Below are 19,726 nucleotides of genomic sequence, written 5' to 3' on the forward strand. Positions count from 1 at the left end.
TTTTTTTAATGCCGGTTAACCTGTCTGTATTTTTGGTTTACAGGCAGGTTAATCGCATTTTACAAGTAAAGTTTATTATATTTGAAGTGTAATTTTTACATTTATTAACATCTAACCATATTATAATGAAAATTAAGAATAAAATTACTCTGGTTATTGGAGTTGTTTTGGTATCAATTTCTTCCAATGCACAAAACAAAATATTTCAGAAAGAAGAATTCAAAAAATGGGCTCAAACGCCTCCAATGGGTTGGAACAGCTGGGATTGTTACGGACCAACAGTAGAAGAACATGAAGTAAAAGCCAATGCCGATTATATGGCAAAAGAGCTTAAAAAATATGGTTGGGAATATATTATTGTTGATATCAGATGGTTTGTTGAAAATGATAAAGCAGGCGGTTACAATCAGACAGATCCTCGTTATGTAATGGATCAGTACGGAAGATATTTGCCAGCGGTAAACAGATTTCCTTCTGCAAAAGACGGACAAGGTTTTAAACCCTTAGCCGATTATGTACACAAAAAAGGATTGAAATTCGGAATCCATATCATGCGTGGAATTCCTAAAAAAGCGGTTGAAGATAAATTACCAATTAAAGGCGCAAATGGTGTTACCGCAGATCAAATTTATACAACAGCTTTGCAATGCGAATGGTTAAGAGATAACTATACTGTTTTGGCAGACAAACCTGGTGCGCAGGAATATTATGATTCTATTTTTGAATTGTACGCACAATGGGGAGTTGATTTTATTAAAATTGACGATTTGTCAAGACCATATCACGAAGCGGAAATCAACTTAATCAGAAACGCAATCGACAAATGCGGACGCAAAATTGTTCTAAGTACTTCTCCGGGTGAAACTCCAATCGAAGCGGCGGCACACGTTGCTTCACATGCTAATATGTGGAGAATGGTAGATGACGTTTGGGATACATGGCCGCACATAACACATTTGATGGATGTGGCTCAAAAATGGTATCCGCATATTGCACCGGGAACATGGCCAGATTGTGATATGATTCCGTTAGGACGTATTTCTATCAGAGGAGAACGTGGCGAAGACAGAATGACGCGTTTGACAAAAGATGAACAATATACCTTAATTACGTTCTTTAATATTTTCAAATCGCCATTGTTTTTTGGTGGAGATTTGCCAAGTAATGACGCTTTTACGTTGTCTTTATTAACAAATAAAGAAGTAGTTAAAATGCATAACGAAAGCACAAATGTAAAACAGCTTTTCCAGAAAGACGGAAAAATTGCAGTGACTTCAAAAAATGCGAAAGACGGAAGTATTTATTTAGCTTTGTTTAACATCTCAGACAAAGCGACAGAAACTATTTCAGTTAATCTTTCAGATCTTGGAATTTCAGGTTCAGCAGAAGCTCTAAATATGTGGACAGGGGTAAAATCTAAGGTTTCTGGAACAACAATTTCTGCAGAATTAAAACCGCACAGTTCGATTCTGTATCAATTAAAAAGCAAAAAATAATGAAGAAAATACAATTTACGCTTGCACTATTTTTAGCAGTTTTTAATTTACTGCAAGCTCAAAATAATAATACAAAAGGGATTCCGCCAGTTATTGCTGACAAAGATTTAACGGCTTATTTGTTTGTTTACTTCACGGGAAATTCTGTCGAAGAAGAAGCAGTTCGTTATGCCGTGAGTGCAGACGGTTATCATTATTATCACTTAAATAATAACAAGCCTGTAATTGACAGCAAGGCAATCAGTTCTACGGGTGGTGTTCGTGATCCGCATATTTTGCGCGGAGAAGATGGCAAAACTTTTTATATGGTTTTGACGGATATGACTTCTTCAAAAGGATGGGACAGCAATCGTGCCATGATTTTGCTTAAAAGCACCGATTTGGTAAATTGGAAAAGTAGCGTCGTGAATATCCAAACGACTTTTCCCGGAAATGAAAATCTAAAACGTGTTTGGGCACCACAAACTATTTATGATGCAAAAGCCGGTAAATATTTAGTTTACTTTAGTCTGCAATATGCCGGTGGGCCTGATAAAATTTACTACGCTTACGCGAATAAGGATTTCACAGCTCTGGAAAGTGCGCCAAAATTATTGTTTGTTCCAAAGTCGGAGCGCGCTTGCATTGACGGCGATATTATCGAAAAAGATGGTGTTTATCATCTTTTCTACAAAACTGAAACTGAAAAAGCCGGAATAAAAGTAGCCACGACAACCGATTTAACTTCTGGAAAATGGACAGAAAACGATAATTATCTGCAACAAACTAAAGATGGCGTTGAAGGTTCAAGTGTTTTCAAACTCAACAATTCTGACGAATATATTTTGATGTATGATGTCTACACAAAAGGAAGATATGAGTTTACCAAAACAAAAGATTTAGAAAATTTCACGGTTATCAATAATGATATTTCAATGGATTTTAATCCGCGTCACGGAACTATTTTGCCTATTACGCGCTCTGAATTAAAAAGAATTACGGCAAAATGGGGAACGCCGGAAAAATTTCCGAAAGTAAATAACAATCCGGTTTTAGAAGGTTATTACGCAGATCCTGAAATTTTATATTCAAACAAAACCAAAAAATATTACATCTATCCAACAAGCGATGGTTTTGATGGTTGGTCGGGCTATTATTTCAAAACATTTTCATCTGATAATCTGGTAGACTGGAAAGACGAAGGAATTATTCTCGATCTTAAAAAAGATGTGACTTGGGCAAACAGAAATGCCTGGGCGCCATGTATTGTGGAGAAAAAGATAAAAGGAAAGTATAAATATTTCTATTATTTCACAGCGGCACAGAAAGTGGGTGTCGCCGTTTCTGACAATCCAACCGGACCTTTTAAAGACAGCGGAAAAGCAATCGTAAGCACAAGACCTGAAGGAATTAAAGACGGTCAGGAAATCGATCCGGACGTTTTTACAGACCCAAAAACAGGAAAAAGTTATTTGTACTGGGGAAATATGTATATGGCTGTAGCCGAATTAAATCCGGATATGGTTTCGTTAAAACCGGGAAGTACAAAGGTTATTGCAGTAAATGACAGTTACCGAGAGGGAACGTATGTAATTTACAGAAACGGAAAATATTACTTTTTCTGGAGCGAAGATGATACAAGAAGTCCAAATTACAAAGTGAGATACGGAATCTCAAATTCGCCAAGCGGACCGGTAGAAATCCCTGAAAACAATATCGTAATTCAAGGACTTCCAAATCTCGGAATTCACGCAACGGGACATAATTCGGTTTTGCAAATTCCAAATAAAGATGAATGGTACATTACATATCACAGATTCTCTTATCCGACAGGAATAAAGATGGGCGATGCAGGAGGTTTTCACCGTGAAGTTTGTATGGATAAATTAGAATTTAATGCAGATGGAACAATCAAACAGGTAACGCCTACGCATACTGGAATTGATGCGATAAAAAAATAAATTTTCAGCGTTTAATTTTTGGTCATAAAAAAAGGCTGTTTCTAATTATTTTAGAAACAGCCTTTTTTAGTATAAATAATAAGCCTTAAGCTGTCTGATCATCAGTTTCAGCATCTGGAGCGTTTTTCTTCACAGATTCGATTCCGTTTTCTCTAGCCGCAACACTTTCGTACATTTCGCTAGTACCAATAATTTGTCCGTTGCTGGCTTTTAGATTGAAATATGGTTTTCCATTGCTGGATTCTTTTCTGTCAAAACGGCCATCATCTTGCGAATTTGTTTTCACAGATTCGATTCCGTTAGTAGCGGCAGCTTTAGTAGTATAACCTTCACTTGCTAAAATAGTCTGGCCATTTCCAGCTTTTAAATTGAATTGAAATTCTCCGTTTGTTCTTTTAGTAATTACAAATTTTCCCATTTATCTTTTAATTAAGGTTAGGTAATATTTTTTTGCTAATTATAAAAATACAAAACTTAGTAATACAAATCATACGTCAATTTGAAAAAATGATTATCTAAACAATAAATTATATTAAGGTTTTGATAATTGAATGAAGTCGCTTGAAAAAGAGAATTAAATACCTAAACGAAAATCAGAAACGCTTTTTTCTTCTAGGCTAATTTCTTCAAAAGTACTTTGTGTCCCTTTATCTACGGGACATTGTGTGCTAATTCCAACCCAAATTTCTTTCGGATAATTGTTTTTGTATAAACGCACCATTTGCCAGTTTTTCTTATCAAGAGAATAATAGCTTGCTACCGTTTTTGTGTCCGAAGAAATTTTCATGTAAACAGAAGGTTCTTTTACGATATCATGATTATTGTCGTCAGAAGTTCCCATTGTTCGAACCGTTACAACACGGTGATTGCCACGTTCATCCTGTTCAAAACAAAATTTTTGATAGAAACTGTCATTCGAATAAATATAAAGCACGCCGGCATTGTACAAACCTTTTTCAGTAAATTCAGGAGTAACTTTAGAAACTATCGTAAAAGGCTTGGTATTATCGACTTTAGACAAAAGCATTGGAGCGGTAGTATTTGATAATTTTCCGTCAGGATCAGAAAAATAATCTGATTTTTCGCCCGCTTTAAAAATGATTTTTTCTCCAGTTTCTGTTTTAATTAATGTGTCGGCGCCATTTATAGCTTTTGTAAAATGTATAGACGATAATTTAATGTCGCAAGGAGAGCCATTCACAAAAGCCGAATCTACTTTTGTTTCCGATTTTTCTGTTATTGCTGATGTTTCTTTTTTGTCGTTACAGCTTGATAAAAACACAAGGCTAGAAATAAGGAAGGCATTATAAAAATTTGTTTTCATAAATTGTTTTTTGGGATAGAAAGTAATATTTTTAGTTTTTCCAAAAATAGAGCAGCTTTTCAGAAAGCACAATACGTAAAATTAACCATTTACAATCTTTAAATGCCACAAAATCCTTCAATTGAAGATCAATTAGCCACTACTTTTCTCGAACAAAAATTTGCCAGCGGGGAATCTAACGACATCGAAATGTACAAACAGTTTGTAGCCAATTATGTTAAGATTGAACAATGTGTTGCTGTCTTATCCGATTATCAGGCAGATTGTAGTTATATCTATGCCGGAAGTTTTGGTTCGGTTTTCGGACTTCCAAACGAAAATTCAGTTATTGATTCGGCTTTTGAAGAATGCATTTTCACGAAGATTCATTCCGATGATTTGATCGAACGTCATATTTTGGAGCTTAATTTTTATCAGTTTTTAAAAGGACTTCCACAAGAAGAATATAGTAATTACAGTACTTCGAGCCGAATAAGAATGAAGCAAACGATAGAAAACTGCAGTTATATTCATCACCGCACAATTTATCTGAAAACATTCAGCAACGGAAGTATTTCGCTCGCATTATGTTTGTACGCGCCGGCAACAGATTTACAACCCAGAACCGGAATTGACGGAAAAATTATAAATATCCAGACAGGTCAGTTAATTGAATCCGAAAAATATCAAAACAATATTCATTCAATTCTTTCAAAAAGAGAAGTTGAGGTTTTGATGAGTGTTGCAAAAGGAAATAAAAGTGAACAGATTGCTGCAGAAATGAATATTTCTGTGTACACCGTTCGTCGTCACAGACAAAATATTATCGAAAAACTAAAGGTCACCAATACAGCTGAGGCTATTCAGACCGCTTTTGTTACGGGAATTATTACACTTTAAGAAAATATAACAGCATAAGTTTGTTTTATTTTTTAATTTTAAAAGAAATAAGATCATCAATAGTAATTTTGATTGATGAAAATTAATCTATGAAAGAAATCAACGATATATTAAAAGCATATTCTGAAGCTGTTGTTTTAGGAAAAAAATGTGCTTTGGCCACAGTTGTAAAAGTAGAAGGTTCGTCATACAGGCAAGCCGGAGCGCGAATGCTGGTTACAGAAGATGGTTTTTTGACCGGTGCCATAAGTGGTGGCTGTCTGGAAGGTGACGCATTGCGAAAAGCGCTACTTTCTATAAATCAAAAGCAAAATAAGCTTGTGACCTACAATACGAGCAATGAAAATGATGCTGAAGTAGGCCTGCAATTGGGCTGCAACGGAATTGTTCATATTCTTTTCGAATACATTGATGAGGAAGTTTCAAACAATCCACTAGAGCTTTTAAGACAATTAGAATTGGAGCGAAAAGAAGCTGTAATTGTTACTATTTTTTCATTAAATAGAGGAGCTTCACAAATAGGTACGGCACTTTTTTTTAGAAAAGATAGTCCTGTTTTACATCATAATAACGATGCATTAAATTTGATTTCTGAAGTCAGAACGGTGTTGAAGAATAAAACTACAATCGTAAAAAAACTTCAGGAAGAAAGCCACGATGAAGCGTTGATCGAATATATTAAACCACCAATTTCGCTTGTTATTGCCGGCGCTGGCAACGATGTTCAGCCTTTGGTAAAAATGGCCGCAATTTTAGGCTGGAAAATTACGATTGCTGACGGTCGTGCAACTCATGCAACTAAAAAACGTTTTTCTAAAGCGCATCATGTTTTGGTGGCAAAACCAGAAGAATTGTTAGAAAGTGTTAGTATTGGTGATCAGACGTATTTTCTTTTGATGACGCACAATTATAAATATGATTTGACGGTTTTAAAATCTTTATTAGAAACGGATTGTCGTTATATCGGAATTTTGGGCCCAAAGTCAAAGCTTAACCGAATGCTGGATGAACTTCTAATGGAAGGAATCACATTAAATGAAGAACAGTCAGACAGAATTCATAGCCCTATTGGATTGGATATTGGTGCAGAAACAGCGGAAGAAATTGCTCTGTCGATCATTTCCGAAATTAAAGCTTTTGCCTCAAAGAGAGAGGGAACTTCCTTGAAATATAAAGCAGGAAAAATTCACAATGAGATTCATTATGGAGCAGAAATCTCAAAATAGAACAGGTATTGTTATTCTTGCAGCAGGAAATTCTTCCCGATTGGGAAGACCAAAACAGCTTTTAAAATTCAAAGAATCTACACTTTTAAAAAATACAGTTTTAGAAGCTTTAAAAGTCCCTAATTCATTTGTTATTGTTGTAACTGGTTCAAATTCTAATGCAATTGAAAAAGAACTTGAATTACCTGAAATAAATTTCTCTTTCAATCCTGAATGGGAAAGCGGAATGTCATCTTCAATTGTAAAAGGATTAGGTGAATTATTGCACATAAATGCTGATTGTGAACAATGCATTTTTGCAGTTTGTGATCAGCCTTTTGTTACCAGTTTAGTTTTTGAGAATTTAATAAACGAATATTATAAGACTGAAAAAGGTATAGCTGCTTCTGCTTATTCCGAAACTCTTGGAGCTCCGGTTTTGTTTCATAAAAAATACTTTAGAGAACTCTTGGAATTAGAAGGTAAGGAAGGAGCAAAAAAACTAATAAAAAAGTACGCTGATGATGTTGTGGAAGTTCCTTTTGAGAAAGGAAATATTGATATTGATACCGAAGAAGATTATAAGGAGCTTTTCAGATAAAGATTCAAAGTTGCAGGGTTAGAAAGGAAAGGAGGTTTCGTTTGTCATTTCGACTGAAAGGAGAAATCACACAAGAAATTCAATATTCTAAATCGTCAATTTTTGCCGAATCCCGCGTGAGATTTCTCGTGCCTCGAAATGACAAACTGAGCCTTACAATAGATGAAAATCTGCTAATCTGCAAAATCAGCGAGAAACAAAAAACTTTGCTCCCGAAGCCTCGGGACTGCGACTTTGCGCGATTAAAAGTTAATTCTTTAATTTTTCAGCGAGACTCAAAACCCGCTCAATAGCAATATCAATTTCTTCGGAAGTAGTAAATCTGCCCAAACTAAAACGAATCGAACTCAAAGCATCTTCATCAGACAAGCCCATTGCTTTTAAAACATGCGAAGGTTCAGAAGTAACAGCCGAACAAGAGGCTCCGTTTGAAACCGAAATATTTCCCAAAGCCAAAATTAATTGTTCTGAATTTACGCCCGGAAAGCAAATATTAGAAGTATTATAAATTCGGTTTTGAATATTTCCATTTATAAAAAAACCTTCAAATTGTAATAATCCAGTTTCCAGTTTGTTACGTAATTTTTTTATTTTTATTTCATCTTCTTTTAATTGATTTACAGCTATTTCTGAAGCTTTACCTAAACCAATAATTGCAGGGATATTTAATGTTCCGCTACGAAGTTTTTGTTGTTGACCGCCGCCTGTAATTTGCGGAAGCAGTTTTATTTTGGCTTGAGCCGAAACATACAAAGCACCAACACCTTTAGGGCCATAAAATTTGTGTGCAGACAATGTCAGAAGATCAATTCCCATAGTTTTAACATCAACCGGAATCTTTCCAACAGCTTGCGTTGCATCACATAAAAACAGCACATTTTTAGCTTTAAGTATCTTAGAAATTTCCATGACATTCTGAATGACACCTGTTTCGTTATTTGATAACATCATTATGAATACCAGTGTTTTATGTGTGATAACTTCATTTAAAAGATTAATATTTAAAATACCATCTGGTCTGGTTGGTAAATAGGTTACTTCAAAGCCGGAAGTTTCCATAAAACGGCAAGTTTCAAGAACCGCTTTGTGTTCTGTTGCTACAGTAACAATTTCTTTTCGTTCCTGATTTGCCAAACCCCTTATAGCTAAATTAATTGCTTCTGTCGCTCCGGACGTAAAGATGATTTCTTCTGCATTTGCGTTTATAAGATTTGCAGTTTGCCAGGCTGCATTTTCCACAGCTTCATTGATGGTAAGGCCAGCAATATGCGTGCTGGTTGAATTCGCATATAAATCGGTAAAATAGGACAGCATAGTTTCCAATACGCGTTCATCAACACGAGTTGTGGCATTATTATCCAGATAAATATGTTGCTGATTTTGCATAGTAAAAACTTAATCTCGTAAAAATACAATTTTAGAGGTAAAAAAATGAATTTGCTTTTTGTGTGTTTTATAGCGCAAAGGACGCGAAGTTTTTTTTGAAATTTAGTTTTTAGATAATTGCAAAGTTCACAAAGTTGAAATTGATAAAGCTTTGTGGTCTTTGTGTTTATTTACAGTAAGTTAGGCTAATAACCTTTGCGCTCTTTGTGGTTGAAAAAAAAGAAACTGTAATTATTCTAAATAAGAGTAATGTTTGAATTTTATAATTTTTTCCGAATTAAGATTGTTAAATTTGTTAGAATGACGAAAGTGATTTTGCTAATTTAACAAATAGACTAAATGGCATCGAAAAAAACAAATGAGAACGAAGTTACTCCGGAAAACTCAAATTCCCGCCGTGACTTTATAAAAAAATCAGGACTATTTACCGCCTTGGCTTTAACACCGTCTACATTAGTTGTGGCTTCGGAGAATAAGTGGGACGAAAAAATCGCTGAATATTTAGAAACTGTGCCACTTTCTATTGAAGTTAATGGTAAAAAACACAATCTGAATATCGAGCCAAGAACAACTTTACTCGATTTACTTCGTGAACAACTGCAGCTTACCGGAACCAAGAAAGGCTGTGATCACGGACAATGTGGTGCTTGTACAGTTCATGTAAACGGAACCCGAATTTTGTCGTGTTTGTCTTTGGCAACCATGCAACAAAATGCGCAGGTGACTACAATAGAAGGACTTTCAAAAGGAAAAAAACTACATCCGATGCAGGAAGCTTTTATCAAAAATGATGGTTTTCAATGTGGATATTGTACTCCCGGACAAATCATGTCGGGAATCGCGTGCATCAAAGAAGGTCACGCTAACAGCAGAGAGGAAATCAAAGAATATATGAGTGGGAACATTTGCAGATGTGGAGCGTATCATAATATTGTTGATGCAATTACCGAAGTAAAGGAAGGAGGAAAGGAGCTATGAAAAATTTTCAAATAATAAAAGCATTATCTTCTTCTTCGGCGGTAGCCTCGATAACCAAAGATACTTCTGTGATGTTTATTGCTGGTGGGACTAATCTGGTGGATTTAATGAAAAAGAATGTCGTTGCCCCTGATAAACTGATTGACATTAATGCATTAGACTTAAAAAAAATAGAATTTTTAAACGGAAAAGTTTCCATTGGCGCTTTGGCGAAAAACAGTCAGGTGGCCGAAGATCAATCTATAAAAGAGAAACTTCCATTGTTGGCTTTAGCTTTAGCAGCCGGTGCATCACAACAAATTAGGCATATGGCAACCGTTGGAGGAAATATGTTGCAACGTACACGTTGTCCGTATTTTTATAATACAGATATGCCATGCAATAAAAGAGTTCCAAAAAGTGGCTGCGGAGCAATTGGCGGAACGAATAGAATGGCTGCCGTTTTTGGAACTTCAGACAGCTGTATTGCAGTTCATCCGAGTGATATGTGTGTGGCGTTGGCAGCGCTCGACGCAACAGTTTTAGTGGAAGGACCAAAAGGAAAACGTCAAATTAATTTTACTGATTTTCATCGTCTTCCGGGAAATACTCCTGAAAAAGATAATACACTCGAAATTAGAGAATTGATTACTTCAATCGAAATTCCAGATAATAATTTTACCAAAAATGTTCATTATTTAAAAGTTCGTGATCGAAGCAGTTATGCCTTTGCATTAGTTTCTGTTGCGGTGGCTTTAGAGTTGAAAAACAATGTAATAAGCAACGCCAAACTAGCAATGGGCGGTGTAGCGCATAAACCATGGAGATTAACTGAAACAGAAGATTTCCTTAAAGGGAAAACAGCTTCAGAAGATATTTTTAAACAAGCAGGAAAGTTAGGAATGAAAGGCGCAAGAGGTTATGGCGACAATGATTTTAAACTGACACTTGGAGCGAATGCAATAACAGAAGCACTTACAATAGCAGCATCAAAATAATTAGATTATGAGCAAGACAAGTAATATAAATAGAGTTGACGGATTTGCTAAAGTAACGGGTTCTGCAACGTATTCGGCTGAATATAAAACGCCTGGAGTAGTGTATGCCTGTTTGGTTGGAAGTACAATTGCAAAAGGAAGAATTAAAACCATAGATACAAAAAAGGCAGAATGGGCGCCGGGAGTTTTGGCGGTAATTACGCATTTAAATGTAGACAAGCCTTCAGGTTACGAGAAAGCAAAGGACAAACATAATTTTGGTCAGCCGCTTCAGATTTTTAAAGATGATTCGGTGCTTTATTATGATCAGCCAATTGCACTTGTAATCGCAGATACTTTTGAGCGTATGCGCTATGCAGCAAGTTTAATCAAGGCAGATTATCTGAAAGAAGAACATGCTACAGAACTTAAAAAAGCTGCCGATAAAGAGAAAAAAGTAGAAACGGATAAAGGAAATGATTATCATCGTGGAGAACATGACGGATATAAAAATGCAGAAGTCATTCTTGAAACCGAATATACAATTCCGACAGAGGTCCATAATCCAATGGAATTGGCGAATATAATTGCAAAATGGGAAGGAAATAAACCTGTTTTGTATACCAAAAGCCAAGGTGTTGAAGGGACGAGAAGAAGTATTGCCGGAGTTTTTGGAGTTCCTGTAGAAGATGTTGAAGTACATTCGGAATATATTGGAGGCGCATTCGGAATGGGATTGCACACTTGGCCGTATGAAATTGCAGCTTTAATCGGCTCCAAAAAACTAAATCGTCCGGTAAAATTAGTTTTGCATCGTGAACAAATGTTTACTAATGTTGGTTTCAGACCATATACAATTCAAAAAATGGGCTTAGGTGCCACTAAAGACGGAAAATTAACCGGCTTGACGCACGAAGCTGTTGCTATGACTTCGAGTTATGAAGATTTCATGGAAGGAACCGTAAACATGTCACGATTTATTTATGATTGTGCGAATGTTTCGACACGTTACAGAATCGTGCCGTTGGATACTTGTACGCCAATCTGGATGAGAGGCCCGGGTGAAGCAACAGGTTCTTTCGCTTTAGAATCGGCAATGGATGAATTGGCTTATAAATTGAATTTAGATCCGATTGAATTCCGCAAGCGTAATTACGCCGAAAAAGATCTGGAACAAAATAAACCATGGAGCAGTAAATTTCTTTTGGAATGTTACGAAGCGGGAATGGAAAAAATTGGATGGAAAAACCGTAAAAATGAACCGGGTTCCGTTAAAGAAGGAAATTGGTTGGTTGGTTACGGAATGGGAACAGGAACTTTTGGCTGTTATAGAAGTCCAACTTCTGTTAAAGCAAAATTCCTTGCCGATGGAAATTTGGTTCTTCAATGCAGTGTCAATGATATGGGGCCCGGAACAGCAACAATGATGACGGCAATTGGTGCTGAAATTACTGGTTTTGCTCCTGAAAATGTCATTATCGAAATGGGGAAAAGCGGATTGCCAAAAGGACCAACACAAGGAGGATCGGCAACGACTTCGTCTGTAGGTTCTGCAGTGCATGATGCCTGTAATTTGTTGGTAAGTAAAGTGATGACATTGGCAAGTCAAAATGCTGCTTTTAAAGGAATACCAATTACCGATTTGACTTTTGAAAATGGATTGATTTCTTCTAAAAAAGACAACTCAAAATCTATTTCGCTTGCATCACTTATTAATAGTAACAAACCGGAAGATTTTGAAGTGGAGAATTTATCCAAAGCGGCAGAAGAAGCAAAGAAATATTCAATCTATTCTTTTTCTGTTCATTTTGTAAAAGTATTGGTGAATCCAAATTTGGGAAAAATCAGGCTGGCACATGTGGTTTCCTGCGCGGATATTGGAACTGTTATCAATCAGAAAACTTCTGCCGGACAAATGTTTGGCGGCGCGGTTGGGGGAATTGGAATGGGATTAATGGAAGCTTTGGAAATTGATCATCGTTTTGGCCGTCCAATAAATAACAATTTTGCAGATTATCATGTTCCCGTAAATGCTGATATTGAAAAACAGGAAGTGTTTTTTGTCAATAAAAAAGATCCAATTAGCAATCCGATGGGAACAAAAGGTTTGGGAGAAACCGCTTTGGTAGGAATGGCGCCTGCAATTGCAAATGCTGTTTTTAATGCAACTGGAAAACGTGTTAGAGATTTACCAATTACATTGGATAAAATTATAGAAACGGTTAAGGTTTAGAAACAAAAAAAAGAGACATTGAAAAATGTCTCTTTTTTTATATCGAAAAAACGATTAATTATTTAACCGTAATAGGTAATTCAACCGTTGTTTTATCCCATCCGATAACTAAATTAGCTACATTACCCTGCGTTGTGAATGCAATAGATAACGCTTCAATTACTTCGTTTACAGATTTCACAGGAACAGAAACTCTTACAACATCTTTGCTTTCGTCATAAGCATAACCACCCCATAAATCCAATTCTTTATTGATAATGATTGTCCATTTATCTTTTTCAGGAATAGCGAATAAACTGTAGTATCCAGCTGCTACTTTTTTACCACCGATTGTTACATCTTTGTAAAATTTGATTTCAGTATTTTCGTTCGCACCAACTCTCCAGATTTCTCCAAATTTCACAACATCACCAAAAATAGTTCTTCCTTTTACAGAAGGTCTTGCGTAAGTAACTTTGACAATCGGATTTGGATTGTCCGTTTTTTTGAATTTAACCGCTTTGTTTGGGAAATACGAAATGTCAACCGGACTTGCATCAAGCGGAGCAAATTTTACCACATCTTGCGCCTGAATTGTAAAAGCAGCAAACAATGTAACTGCCAATAAATAAACTTTTTTCATAAGATTACAATTTTTAGAATAACTACAAAGTAAGTTAATAATGAAGAAAAATCATATCATTACAGTTTGTTTTTTGTTAATGAATTGATAATAATCTAAAGAAATGTTGCGCTTTACTTTTTTGTTTTGCGAAGGCTTAAATGATAAGGGCAGAGCTGAAGAAATAAATTTTAGATTTTATAGTTATTGGGATTTTTTTTAGAATATTGATCTTTTAATTCCCAGTTCAAGACCTCGTAATTCTGCTAAACCTCTTAATCTTCCAATTGCGGAATAACCGGGGTTTGTTTTTTTATTTAAATCATCCAACATCTGATGACCATGATCGGGACGCATTGGCAAAATAGTATTGTTTCTTTTTTCAACTTCCAGAATTGCTTTGATAACTTCGTACATGTCAACATCACCTTCTAAATGATTTGCTTCGTAAAAACTTCCCTCTTTGTCTCGTTGGGTACTTCTTAGGTGAACGAAATTCATTTTGTCGCCGTGACGTTTTATTATTCCCAGCAAATCATTGTCAGCGCGTACGCCAAAAGAACCGGTACACATCGTAAATCCATTTGATTTTGAATCTACTGAATTCAGTAATTCTATTAAATCTTCTTCTGTGCTCACTACTCTCGGTAAGCCTAAAATTGGATAAGGCGGATCGTCAGGATGAATTGCCATTAAAACGCCTTGCTCTTCTGCAACTGGTATAATCTGCTGCAAGAAAAAATAGAGATTATTTTTTAGTGTTTGTTTGTCAATATGCTGATACTCATTTAATGTGACTAAAAAATCCTCAACAGTATAGGTTTCTTCAGCACCGGGAAGTCCGGCAAGAATGTTTTTTTGCAATATTATTTTTTCCTCGTCGTTCATTGCTTCAAAATAGCTTTTTGCTTTTTGAATCTGTGTTTCTGAGTATTCTTTTTCTGCACCGGGTCTTTTCAGAATATACAATTCAAAAGCAGCAAAAGCATTTATATCAAAACGCAACGCCTTAGATCCGTCTGCAACAGTAAAGGATAAATCGGTTCGGGACCAATCTAAAACAGGCATGAAATTATAGCAGATACATTTAATTCCGCATAAAGCTAAATTCCGAATGCTTTCCTTATAGTTTTCAATGTATTGAAGATAATTTCCGGTACGTTTTTTAATATCTTCATGAACCGGAATACTTTCAACAACAGACCATCTCAAACCTGAAAAACCATTTATTGGATTGCCATTAAGATGTTCAATTTCGATTTCGCGTTTTTGAATCTCTTCAATAGTCCAAACTTTTCCGTTTGGAATATGATGCAAAGCTGTTACAACTCCTGTAGCTCCGCTTTGTTTTATATCAGCTAAGGAAACAGGGTCAGCAGGACCGAACCATCTTAATGTTTGTTCCATATTTTGTTTTTATTTTTTGGAGTACGTTTTTAAAACCTCACAGATTTTTTTCAGAATTAAATACTGGTCGCGGCAAAACCTCCGTCAATATTTAAAGTGGTGCCTGTAACAAATTTTGACATATCACTGCACAAGAATAAAAGTGCGCCGTCAATATCTTCGGGAGTTCCAAATCTTCCCATTGGTGTATGTTCGATGATTTTTTCACCTCTGGGCGTTAGTTTTCCTTCAGGAGTTACTAACAAAGCACGGTTTTGTTCTCCGATGAAGAATCCAGGTGAAATAGCATTTACACGAATACCTTCGCCATATTTTTGCGCTAATTCAACTGCCATCCATTTTGTGAAATTATCAATTGCCGCTTTAGATGCCGAATAGCCAACCACTCTTGTAAGTGGACGCTGTGCTGCTGCAGATGAAATATTAATGATAATTCCTTGTTTCTGTTTTGCAAAAAGTTCAGAAAAAACCTGAGAAGGCAGCATAGTTCCGATAATATTGAGATCAACAACTTTTTGAAGATCGTCCGTTTTCATATCGTAAATTGCCTGTTCCGGGCCAATTGTTGCACCTGGCATATTGCCGCCAGCTGCATTAATCAAAATATCAAGTCGGCCGAATTTTTCAACAATAAAGTCTTTTGCTTTTTGTAAATCATCTTTATCCAGTACATTCGCCTGAATTGCAAAAGCCTGACCGCCATTTTTCGTTAGTATACTTGCAGCATTTTCTGCTTTATCAATAGATTGAGAAACAATGCCTACAATAACGCCTTGTTCTGCCAAAACGTTTGCAAAGTTGCTGCCCAACACTCCGGCACCACCTGTTATTAAAGCTATTTTGCCTTTCAGATTGAATATTGAATTCATAGATATGGTTTATGAAATATTGGTTTTTACTGTTTCGATCAAGTCTAATACTCTTTTGGTCTCCTTTTCAATGGTGTCGTATGCTTCATAATCCATTAGTTTTTTGCTGATCAGTTTACTTCCCATTCCAACAGCGGAAACACCGGCATTAAACCAACCCGAAATACTTTCGATGGTGGTGTCTACTCCGCCAGTCGGCATAAAAATTAAGGACGGAAAAATGTCTTTGATCGCAGTCATAAAATCTGGTCCCAGAATATTACCGGGAAACAATTTTATGAATTTAACGCCTGCATTTTCTGCTGCTATAATTTCAGTTGGAGTCATGCAACCCGGAGCATACAGAAGATTTTTAGCAATTAAAAAATGAGCAACTTCAGGAACAAAACCGGGACTTATAAAAAAATCTGCTCCAGCATTGTAATAGGTTTCAGCCTGAGCTACATTTTTAATTGTACCAATTCCTAACAACATATCCGGCATTTCGGTATTTCTTATTTCTATTAATTTTTTGAAATTTGAAACAGCTTCCGGACCTCTGTTTGTGTACTCAATGGCTCTTATGCCCACTTTGTACAATGCTTTCAAAACAGAAATGCTTTTATTTTCATCTGCATTAAAATAGAGTGGAAGCATTCCTTGTTTTAGAATCACCTCTATAGTGTTTTGAATGGTACTCATAGTTTATATTTTAACTTTGATTACAATTTTTTTGATTGGACCTTCGCCAATCATGGCAGCATGAACATCTTCGGGAAACAAAATCGCAAATTGTTTTTCTTTCAATTCAAAAAACATATCAGGTTTGTCATGAAAAAAGCGAACATCTCTCTCGTCACTGTAGTCGCCATTTGGTTGCACACATTTTTCTCTTGGTTTCCAGGCATAAGTTTCCGGACCAATTATCGAAATCTGAATATCAATATTTTTATCGTGGCACTCAAAACCTTTTATGCTTTCTTCTCTCGAAGCGCCTTGTCCTTCAATTACAATCAGTTTCAAGCCTTCGCCAATTTCAAAACTTCCTTCTTCGAGATTGGCAATATCATTCTGATTAACATAATCGAATGCTTTTTTAAAATTAGGATGTAAATCAAAATACTTTGTTGCATTATGTAGAGAATCTATTATCATTTTTTTTTTGTTAAGGTTTATGTATGTAAACGGTGTATCACAAAAGTATTAAAAGAGAATTAGTTTTTCTCGAGAATAAACCTTTCATCTTCTATTTAAACTCATCAGACTTTAATATTCAATATTTTTCTTTAAAAGTTAACATTTTTAATGTAAAAAGTATTTTTTTATATCATACAATTAACTACTTTAGCAGACCAGAACGGAACAGAACGGCATGCTAAAAGAAGAAGAAAAATTTGAGTTTATAATCAATCACGATAGTGATATTCCAAAATACCAGCAATTGGTTAACGGAATAACAAATGCGATTGCTGAAAACATATTGCAAAAAGGAGATTTGCTTCCGTCAGTTAATGCGATCTGCAAAACAAATCAGCTTTCAAGAGATACGGTTTTTAAGGCATATTCTATTTTAAAAGATCAAAAAACAATTGAGTCGGTACCCAATAAAGGATATTATGTTTCGGGAGAAACCAGAAAAGTACTTTTAGTTTTAGATACTTTCAAAGCGTACAAAGAAGTTTTGTATCATTCGTTTGTAAACAATCTGCCGGATAATGTAATTACAGACCTTCAGTTTCATCATTATAATATTGACGTTTTCAAAACGATTATCAATAATAGCATCGGAAAGTACTATAAATATGTAGTAATGAATTTTGATGATGAAGAAGTTGCTCCGGTTTTATCGGCAATTTCAAAAGATAAATTATTATTAATCGATTGGAATATTAAAGCAGATAAAACGAATAATTATGTATTTCAGGATTTTGGAGGAGCATTTTATGATGCATTAACTCAGGCGACTGACTTATTTAGAAAATATAAAAAGCTACAGTTTGTTTATCCTGATTTCACTAATCATCCAAAAGAAACAGTTGACTTTTTTGAGAAATTTTGCAAGGATTTTGAGTTTCCGTATGAAATTATAACCGATGCGAAAAAGTTTATAATTGAAAAAGATGTCGCCTACATAAGTGTTAGCGACCGAATTTTGGGATATTTCTTAGAACAATGCAAAGCGAAAGATTATGAGCCAGGAAAGGATGTTGGTTTTCTTTCTTATAACGAAACCCCAATGAAGAAATTTATTTATAAAGGTATTTCAGTTGTTTCGACTGATTTTGAAGAATTAGGAACCAAAGCGGCGGCATTCATTACGCATGATGAAGACACTCAGTGTTATGTGCCAACAAATTTAATAGTTAGAGAATCATTATAAGTTATGTATTATATAGGATATGATATTGGAAGTTCTTCTGTCAAGGTAGCCTTGGTAGAAGCAGAAACAGGTAAAAAAGTGATCGTTTTGAATGAACCTCAAAACGAAATGGAAATCTTGTCGCTTCAGCCGGACTGGGCAGAACAGGATCCTGAAATTTGGTGGCAACACATTTGTACAGCAACCAAAAGAGCGATTCGCGAAGCTAATATCGATGCGTCGAAAATTCAGGGAATTGGTATTTCCTATCAAATGCACGGACTTGTGGTCGTGGATAATCATGGAAATGCACTTCGTAATTCTATTATTTGGTGCGACAGTCGTGCAGTTGAAATTGGTAATAAGGCTTTCGCCGAAATTGGAGAAGAAAAATGCATGTCGCATTTATTGAATTCACCTGGAAATTTCACGGCTTCGAAACTAAAATGGGTAAAGGAAAACGAACCAGAAGTTTACAATAAAATCGCCAAATATATGCTTCCTGGAGATTACATCGCTTTGAAATTAACAGGCGAAGTAACGACGACCAAAAATGGTTTGTCTGAAGGAATGCTTTGGGATTACAAAGAAAATAATGTAGCCAACTGGCTTTTGGATTATTACGGAATTGATCAGTCATTAACGCCAAAAATTGTAGAGAATTTTACGAATCAGGGAGTTGTTACTGAAAAAGCTTCTATAGAATCAGGTCTTCCAACAGGAATTCCGATTGTTTACAGAGCGGGAGATCAGCCAAATAATGCCTTGTCATTAAATGTTCTGAATCCGGGAGAAGTAGCTGCAACGGGCGGAACTTCTGGGGTATTTTACGCTGTCAGCGAAATATCTTCTGGAAAAAGCACAAGAGTAAACAATTTCGTTCACGTAAACTACGAATTGGAAACACCAAGAGTAGGTAAACTTTTAAATATTAACGGAGCAGGAATTCAGTACAGATGGCTTCGTAATAATACAGGTAATGAAAGTTATGAAGCAATGAATGAAAAAGCTTCAAATATCGAAATTGGATCAGAAGGTGTTGTGGTAATTCCGTTTGGAAATGGCGCTGAACGTATGTTCAACAATAAAACAATCGGAACACATTTTTTAAATCTGAATTTAAACATCCATAATAATGCGCATTTGTTTAGAGCTTCTTTAGAAGGAATTGCTTTTTCTTTTGTGTACGGAATGGAATGCCTGAAAGACGATAATGCAACAATTAATGTTATTAGAGCCGGAAATGACAATCTTTTCCGTTCTGAAATTTTCTCCAATACGATTGCGACTTTAATTGGTCACGAAATCGAAATTTACAACACTACAGGAGCAGTTGGCGCAGCAAGAGCAGTTGGTTTAAAAGATGGTGATTACGAGAAATTCGGATCAGGAATTACAAAGAATGATCATGTAATGACATTTTCGCCGCTGGAAAACAAAGCGCCTTATGAGAAGGCATATAAAAAATGGAAACAAGAATTAGAACTAATATTAACACATAAATAAGAAATCA

18 protein-coding genes are annotated in these 19,726 nt (G+C 35.7%); 10 read left to right on the top strand and 8 right to left on the bottom strand.

Annotation, left to right across the window (positions count from 1 at the left end):
• Positions 1–125: 125 nt before the first annotated feature.
• Positions 126–1,496: a glycoside hydrolase family 27 protein gene (locus tag BD847_RS15355; RefSeq protein ID WP_115889144.1), complete on the top strand. Its 1,371-nt coding sequence runs from the start codon at positions 126–128 to the stop codon at positions 1,494–1,496.
• Positions 1,496–3,436: a family 43 glycosylhydrolase gene (locus tag BD847_RS15360; RefSeq protein ID WP_115889145.1), complete on the top strand. Its 1,941-nt coding sequence runs from the start codon at positions 1,496–1,498 to the stop codon at positions 3,434–3,436. Before BD847_RS15355 ends, BD847_RS15360 begins: the two co-directional genes overlap by 1 nt.
• A gap of 85 nt (positions 3,437–3,521) precedes the next feature.
• On the opposite strand, the gene BD847_RS15365 is transcribed toward BD847_RS15360, so the two are convergent.
• Positions 3,522–3,854: a YegP family protein gene (locus BD847_RS15365; protein ID WP_115889146.1), complete on the bottom strand. Its 333-nt coding sequence runs from the start codon at positions 3,852–3,854 to the stop codon at positions 3,522–3,524.
• A 156-nt stretch (positions 3,855–4,010) separates the two neighbouring features.
• Entirely contained in the window at positions 4,011–4,760 is a 750-nt protein-coding gene (locus BD847_RS15370) for a DUF1349 domain-containing protein (RefSeq protein WP_115889378.1), read from the bottom strand.
• Between the two features lie 102 nt (positions 4,761–4,862).
• Between BD847_RS15370 and BD847_RS15375 the strand changes: the two genes are divergently transcribed.
• The 3 genes from BD847_RS15375 (at position 4,863) to BD847_RS15385 (ending at position 7,445) form a co-directional block, all read left to right on the top strand.
• Entirely contained in the window at positions 4,863–5,639 is a 777-nt protein-coding gene (locus BD847_RS15375; RefSeq protein ID WP_115889147.1) for a response regulator transcription factor, read from the top strand.
• Positions 5,640–5,728: 89 nt separating this feature from the next.
• Positions 5,729–6,865: an XdhC family protein gene (locus BD847_RS15380; RefSeq protein WP_115889148.1), complete on the top strand. Its 1,137-nt coding sequence runs from the start codon at positions 5,729–5,731 to the stop codon at positions 6,863–6,865.
• Complete coding sequence (locus tag BD847_RS15385; protein ID WP_244201618.1) at positions 6,843–7,445, top strand: nucleotidyltransferase family protein; 603 nt, start codon at positions 6,843–6,845, stop codon at positions 7,443–7,445. The genes BD847_RS15380 and BD847_RS15385 overlap by 23 nt, the downstream gene beginning before the upstream one ends.
• Before the next feature lie 249 nt (positions 7,446–7,694).
• Here BD847_RS15385 and BD847_RS15390 read toward each other — a convergent pair whose 3' ends face one another.
• On the bottom strand, positions 7,695–8,831 hold the full coding sequence (locus BD847_RS15390) for a cysteine desulfurase family protein (RefSeq protein WP_115889150.1): 1,137 nt from the start codon (positions 8,829–8,831) through the stop codon (positions 7,695–7,697).
• A 339-nt stretch (positions 8,832–9,170) separates the two neighbouring features.
• Here BD847_RS15390 and BD847_RS15395 point away from each other — a divergent pair, with 339 nt between their 5' ends.
• From BD847_RS15395 to BD847_RS15405, 3 genes are read left to right on the top strand one after another with little or no spacing between them, the layout of a single operon-like run.
• On the top strand, positions 9,171–9,809 hold the full coding sequence (locus BD847_RS15395) for a (2Fe-2S)-binding protein (RefSeq protein ID WP_115889151.1): 639 nt from the start codon (positions 9,171–9,173) through the stop codon (positions 9,807–9,809).
• Positions 9,806–10,786, top strand: a complete 981-nt coding sequence (locus BD847_RS15400; RefSeq protein ID WP_115889152.1) for an FAD binding domain-containing protein — start codon at positions 9,806–9,808, stop codon at positions 10,784–10,786. The genes BD847_RS15395 and BD847_RS15400 overlap by 4 nt, the downstream gene beginning before the upstream one ends.
• Positions 10,787–10,793: 7 nt before the next feature.
• On the top strand, positions 10,794–12,998 hold the full coding sequence (locus BD847_RS15405; protein WP_115889153.1) for a xanthine dehydrogenase family protein molybdopterin-binding subunit: 2,205 nt from the start codon (positions 10,794–10,796) through the stop codon (positions 12,996–12,998).
• A gap of 58 nt (positions 12,999–13,056) precedes the next feature.
• On the opposite strand, the gene BD847_RS15410 is transcribed toward BD847_RS15405, so the two are convergent.
• The 5 genes from BD847_RS15410 to BD847_RS15430 form a co-directional block, all read right to left on the bottom strand.
• Positions 13,057–13,620, bottom strand: a complete 564-nt coding sequence (locus tag BD847_RS15410) for a DUF2911 domain-containing protein (RefSeq protein WP_115889154.1) — start codon at positions 13,618–13,620, stop codon at positions 13,057–13,059.
• 198 nt (positions 13,621–13,818) lie between these two features.
• Positions 13,819–15,006, bottom strand: a complete 1,188-nt coding sequence (uxuA, locus tag BD847_RS15415) for a mannonate dehydratase (RefSeq protein WP_115889155.1) — start codon at positions 15,004–15,006, stop codon at positions 13,819–13,821.
• Between the two features lie 56 nt (positions 15,007–15,062).
• Positions 15,063–15,875 (bottom strand): SDR family oxidoreductase, encoded by an 813-nt coding sequence (locus BD847_RS15420; RefSeq protein WP_115889156.1) that lies wholly within the window; start codon positions 15,873–15,875, stop codon positions 15,063–15,065.
• Between the two features lie 9 nt (positions 15,876–15,884).
• A complete protein-coding gene (locus BD847_RS15425) occupies positions 15,885–16,556 on the bottom strand; it encodes a beta/alpha barrel domain-containing protein (protein WP_115889157.1) in 672 nt (223 codons plus the stop codon).
• Positions 16,557–16,559: 3 nt separating this feature from the next.
• On the bottom strand, positions 16,560–17,009 hold the full coding sequence (locus BD847_RS15430; RefSeq protein WP_115889158.1) for a YhcH/YjgK/YiaL family protein: 450 nt from the start codon (positions 17,007–17,009) through the stop codon (positions 16,560–16,562).
• A 217-nt stretch (positions 17,010–17,226) separates the two neighbouring features.
• Here BD847_RS15430 and BD847_RS15435 point away from each other — a divergent pair, with 217 nt between their 5' ends.
• Both BD847_RS15435 and BD847_RS15440 read left to right on the top strand, forming a co-directional pair.
• On the top strand, positions 17,227–18,234 hold the full coding sequence (locus tag BD847_RS15435; RefSeq protein ID WP_115889159.1) for a GntR family transcriptional regulator: 1,008 nt from the start codon (positions 17,227–17,229) through the stop codon (positions 18,232–18,234).
• A 3-nt stretch (positions 18,235–18,237) separates the two neighbouring features.
• Positions 18,238–19,719, top strand: a complete 1,482-nt coding sequence (locus BD847_RS15440; protein WP_115889160.1) for a xylulokinase — start codon at positions 18,238–18,240, stop codon at positions 19,717–19,719.
• The last annotated feature ends 7 nt before the right edge of the window (positions 19,720–19,726 follow it).

The sequence above is a fragment of the Flavobacterium cutihirudinis genome, from assembly GCF_003385895.1.
Lineage (GTDB): Bacteria > Bacteroidota > Bacteroidia > Flavobacteriales > Flavobacteriaceae > Flavobacterium > Flavobacterium cutihirudinis.

Excerpts from the sequence above, each read along its gene's own strand:
- BD847_RS15355 (WP_115889144.1), top strand. The coding sequence starts at position 126 with ATGAAAATTAAGAATAAAATTACTCTGGTTATTGGAGTTGTTTTGGTA.
- BD847_RS15360 (WP_115889145.1), top strand. The coding sequence starts at position 1,496 with ATGAAGAAAATACAATTTACGCTTGCACTATTTTTAGCAGTTTTTAAT.
- BD847_RS15365 (WP_115889146.1), bottom strand. The coding sequence starts at position 3,854 with ATGGGAAAATTTGTAATTACTAAAAGAACAAACGGAGAATTTCAATTC.
- BD847_RS15370 (WP_115889378.1), bottom strand. The coding sequence starts at position 4,760 with ATGAAAACAAATTTTTATAATGCCTTCCTTATTTCTAGCCTTGTGTTT.
- BD847_RS15375 (WP_115889147.1), top strand. The coding sequence starts at position 4,863 with ATGCCACAAAATCCTTCAATTGAAGATCAATTAGCCACTACTTTTCTC.
- BD847_RS15380 (WP_115889148.1), top strand. The coding sequence starts at position 5,729 with ATGAAAGAAATCAACGATATATTAAAAGCATATTCTGAAGCTGTTGTT.
- BD847_RS15385 (WP_244201618.1), top strand. The coding sequence starts at position 6,843 with ATGGAGCAGAAATCTCAAAATAGAACAGGTATTGTTATTCTTGCAGCA.
- BD847_RS15390 (WP_115889150.1), bottom strand. The coding sequence starts at position 8,831 with ATGCAAAATCAGCAACATATTTATCTGGATAATAATGCCACAACTCGT.
- BD847_RS15395 (WP_115889151.1), top strand. The coding sequence starts at position 9,171 with ATGGCATCGAAAAAAACAAATGAGAACGAAGTTACTCCGGAAAACTCA.
- BD847_RS15400 (WP_115889152.1), top strand. The coding sequence starts at position 9,806 with ATGAAAAATTTTCAAATAATAAAAGCATTATCTTCTTCTTCGGCGGTA.
- BD847_RS15405 (WP_115889153.1), top strand. The coding sequence starts at position 10,794 with ATGAGCAAGACAAGTAATATAAATAGAGTTGACGGATTTGCTAAAGTA.
- BD847_RS15410 (WP_115889154.1), bottom strand. The coding sequence starts at position 13,620 with ATGAAAAAAGTTTATTTATTGGCAGTTACATTGTTTGCTGCTTTTACA.
- uxuA (WP_115889155.1), bottom strand. The coding sequence starts at position 15,006 with ATGGAACAAACATTAAGATGGTTCGGTCCTGCTGACCCTGTTTCCTTA.
- BD847_RS15420 (WP_115889156.1), bottom strand. The coding sequence starts at position 15,875 with ATGAATTCAATATTCAATCTGAAAGGCAAAATAGCTTTAATAACAGGT.
- BD847_RS15425 (WP_115889157.1), bottom strand. The coding sequence starts at position 16,556 with ATGAGTACCATTCAAAACACTATAGAGGTGATTCTAAAACAAGGAATG.
- BD847_RS15430 (WP_115889158.1), bottom strand. The coding sequence starts at position 17,009 with ATGATAATAGATTCTCTACATAATGCAACAAAGTATTTTGATTTACAT.
- BD847_RS15435 (WP_115889159.1), top strand. The coding sequence starts at position 17,227 with ATGCTAAAAGAAGAAGAAAAATTTGAGTTTATAATCAATCACGATAGT.
- BD847_RS15440 (WP_115889160.1), top strand. The coding sequence starts at position 18,238 with ATGTATTATATAGGATATGATATTGGAAGTTCTTCTGTCAAGGTAGCC.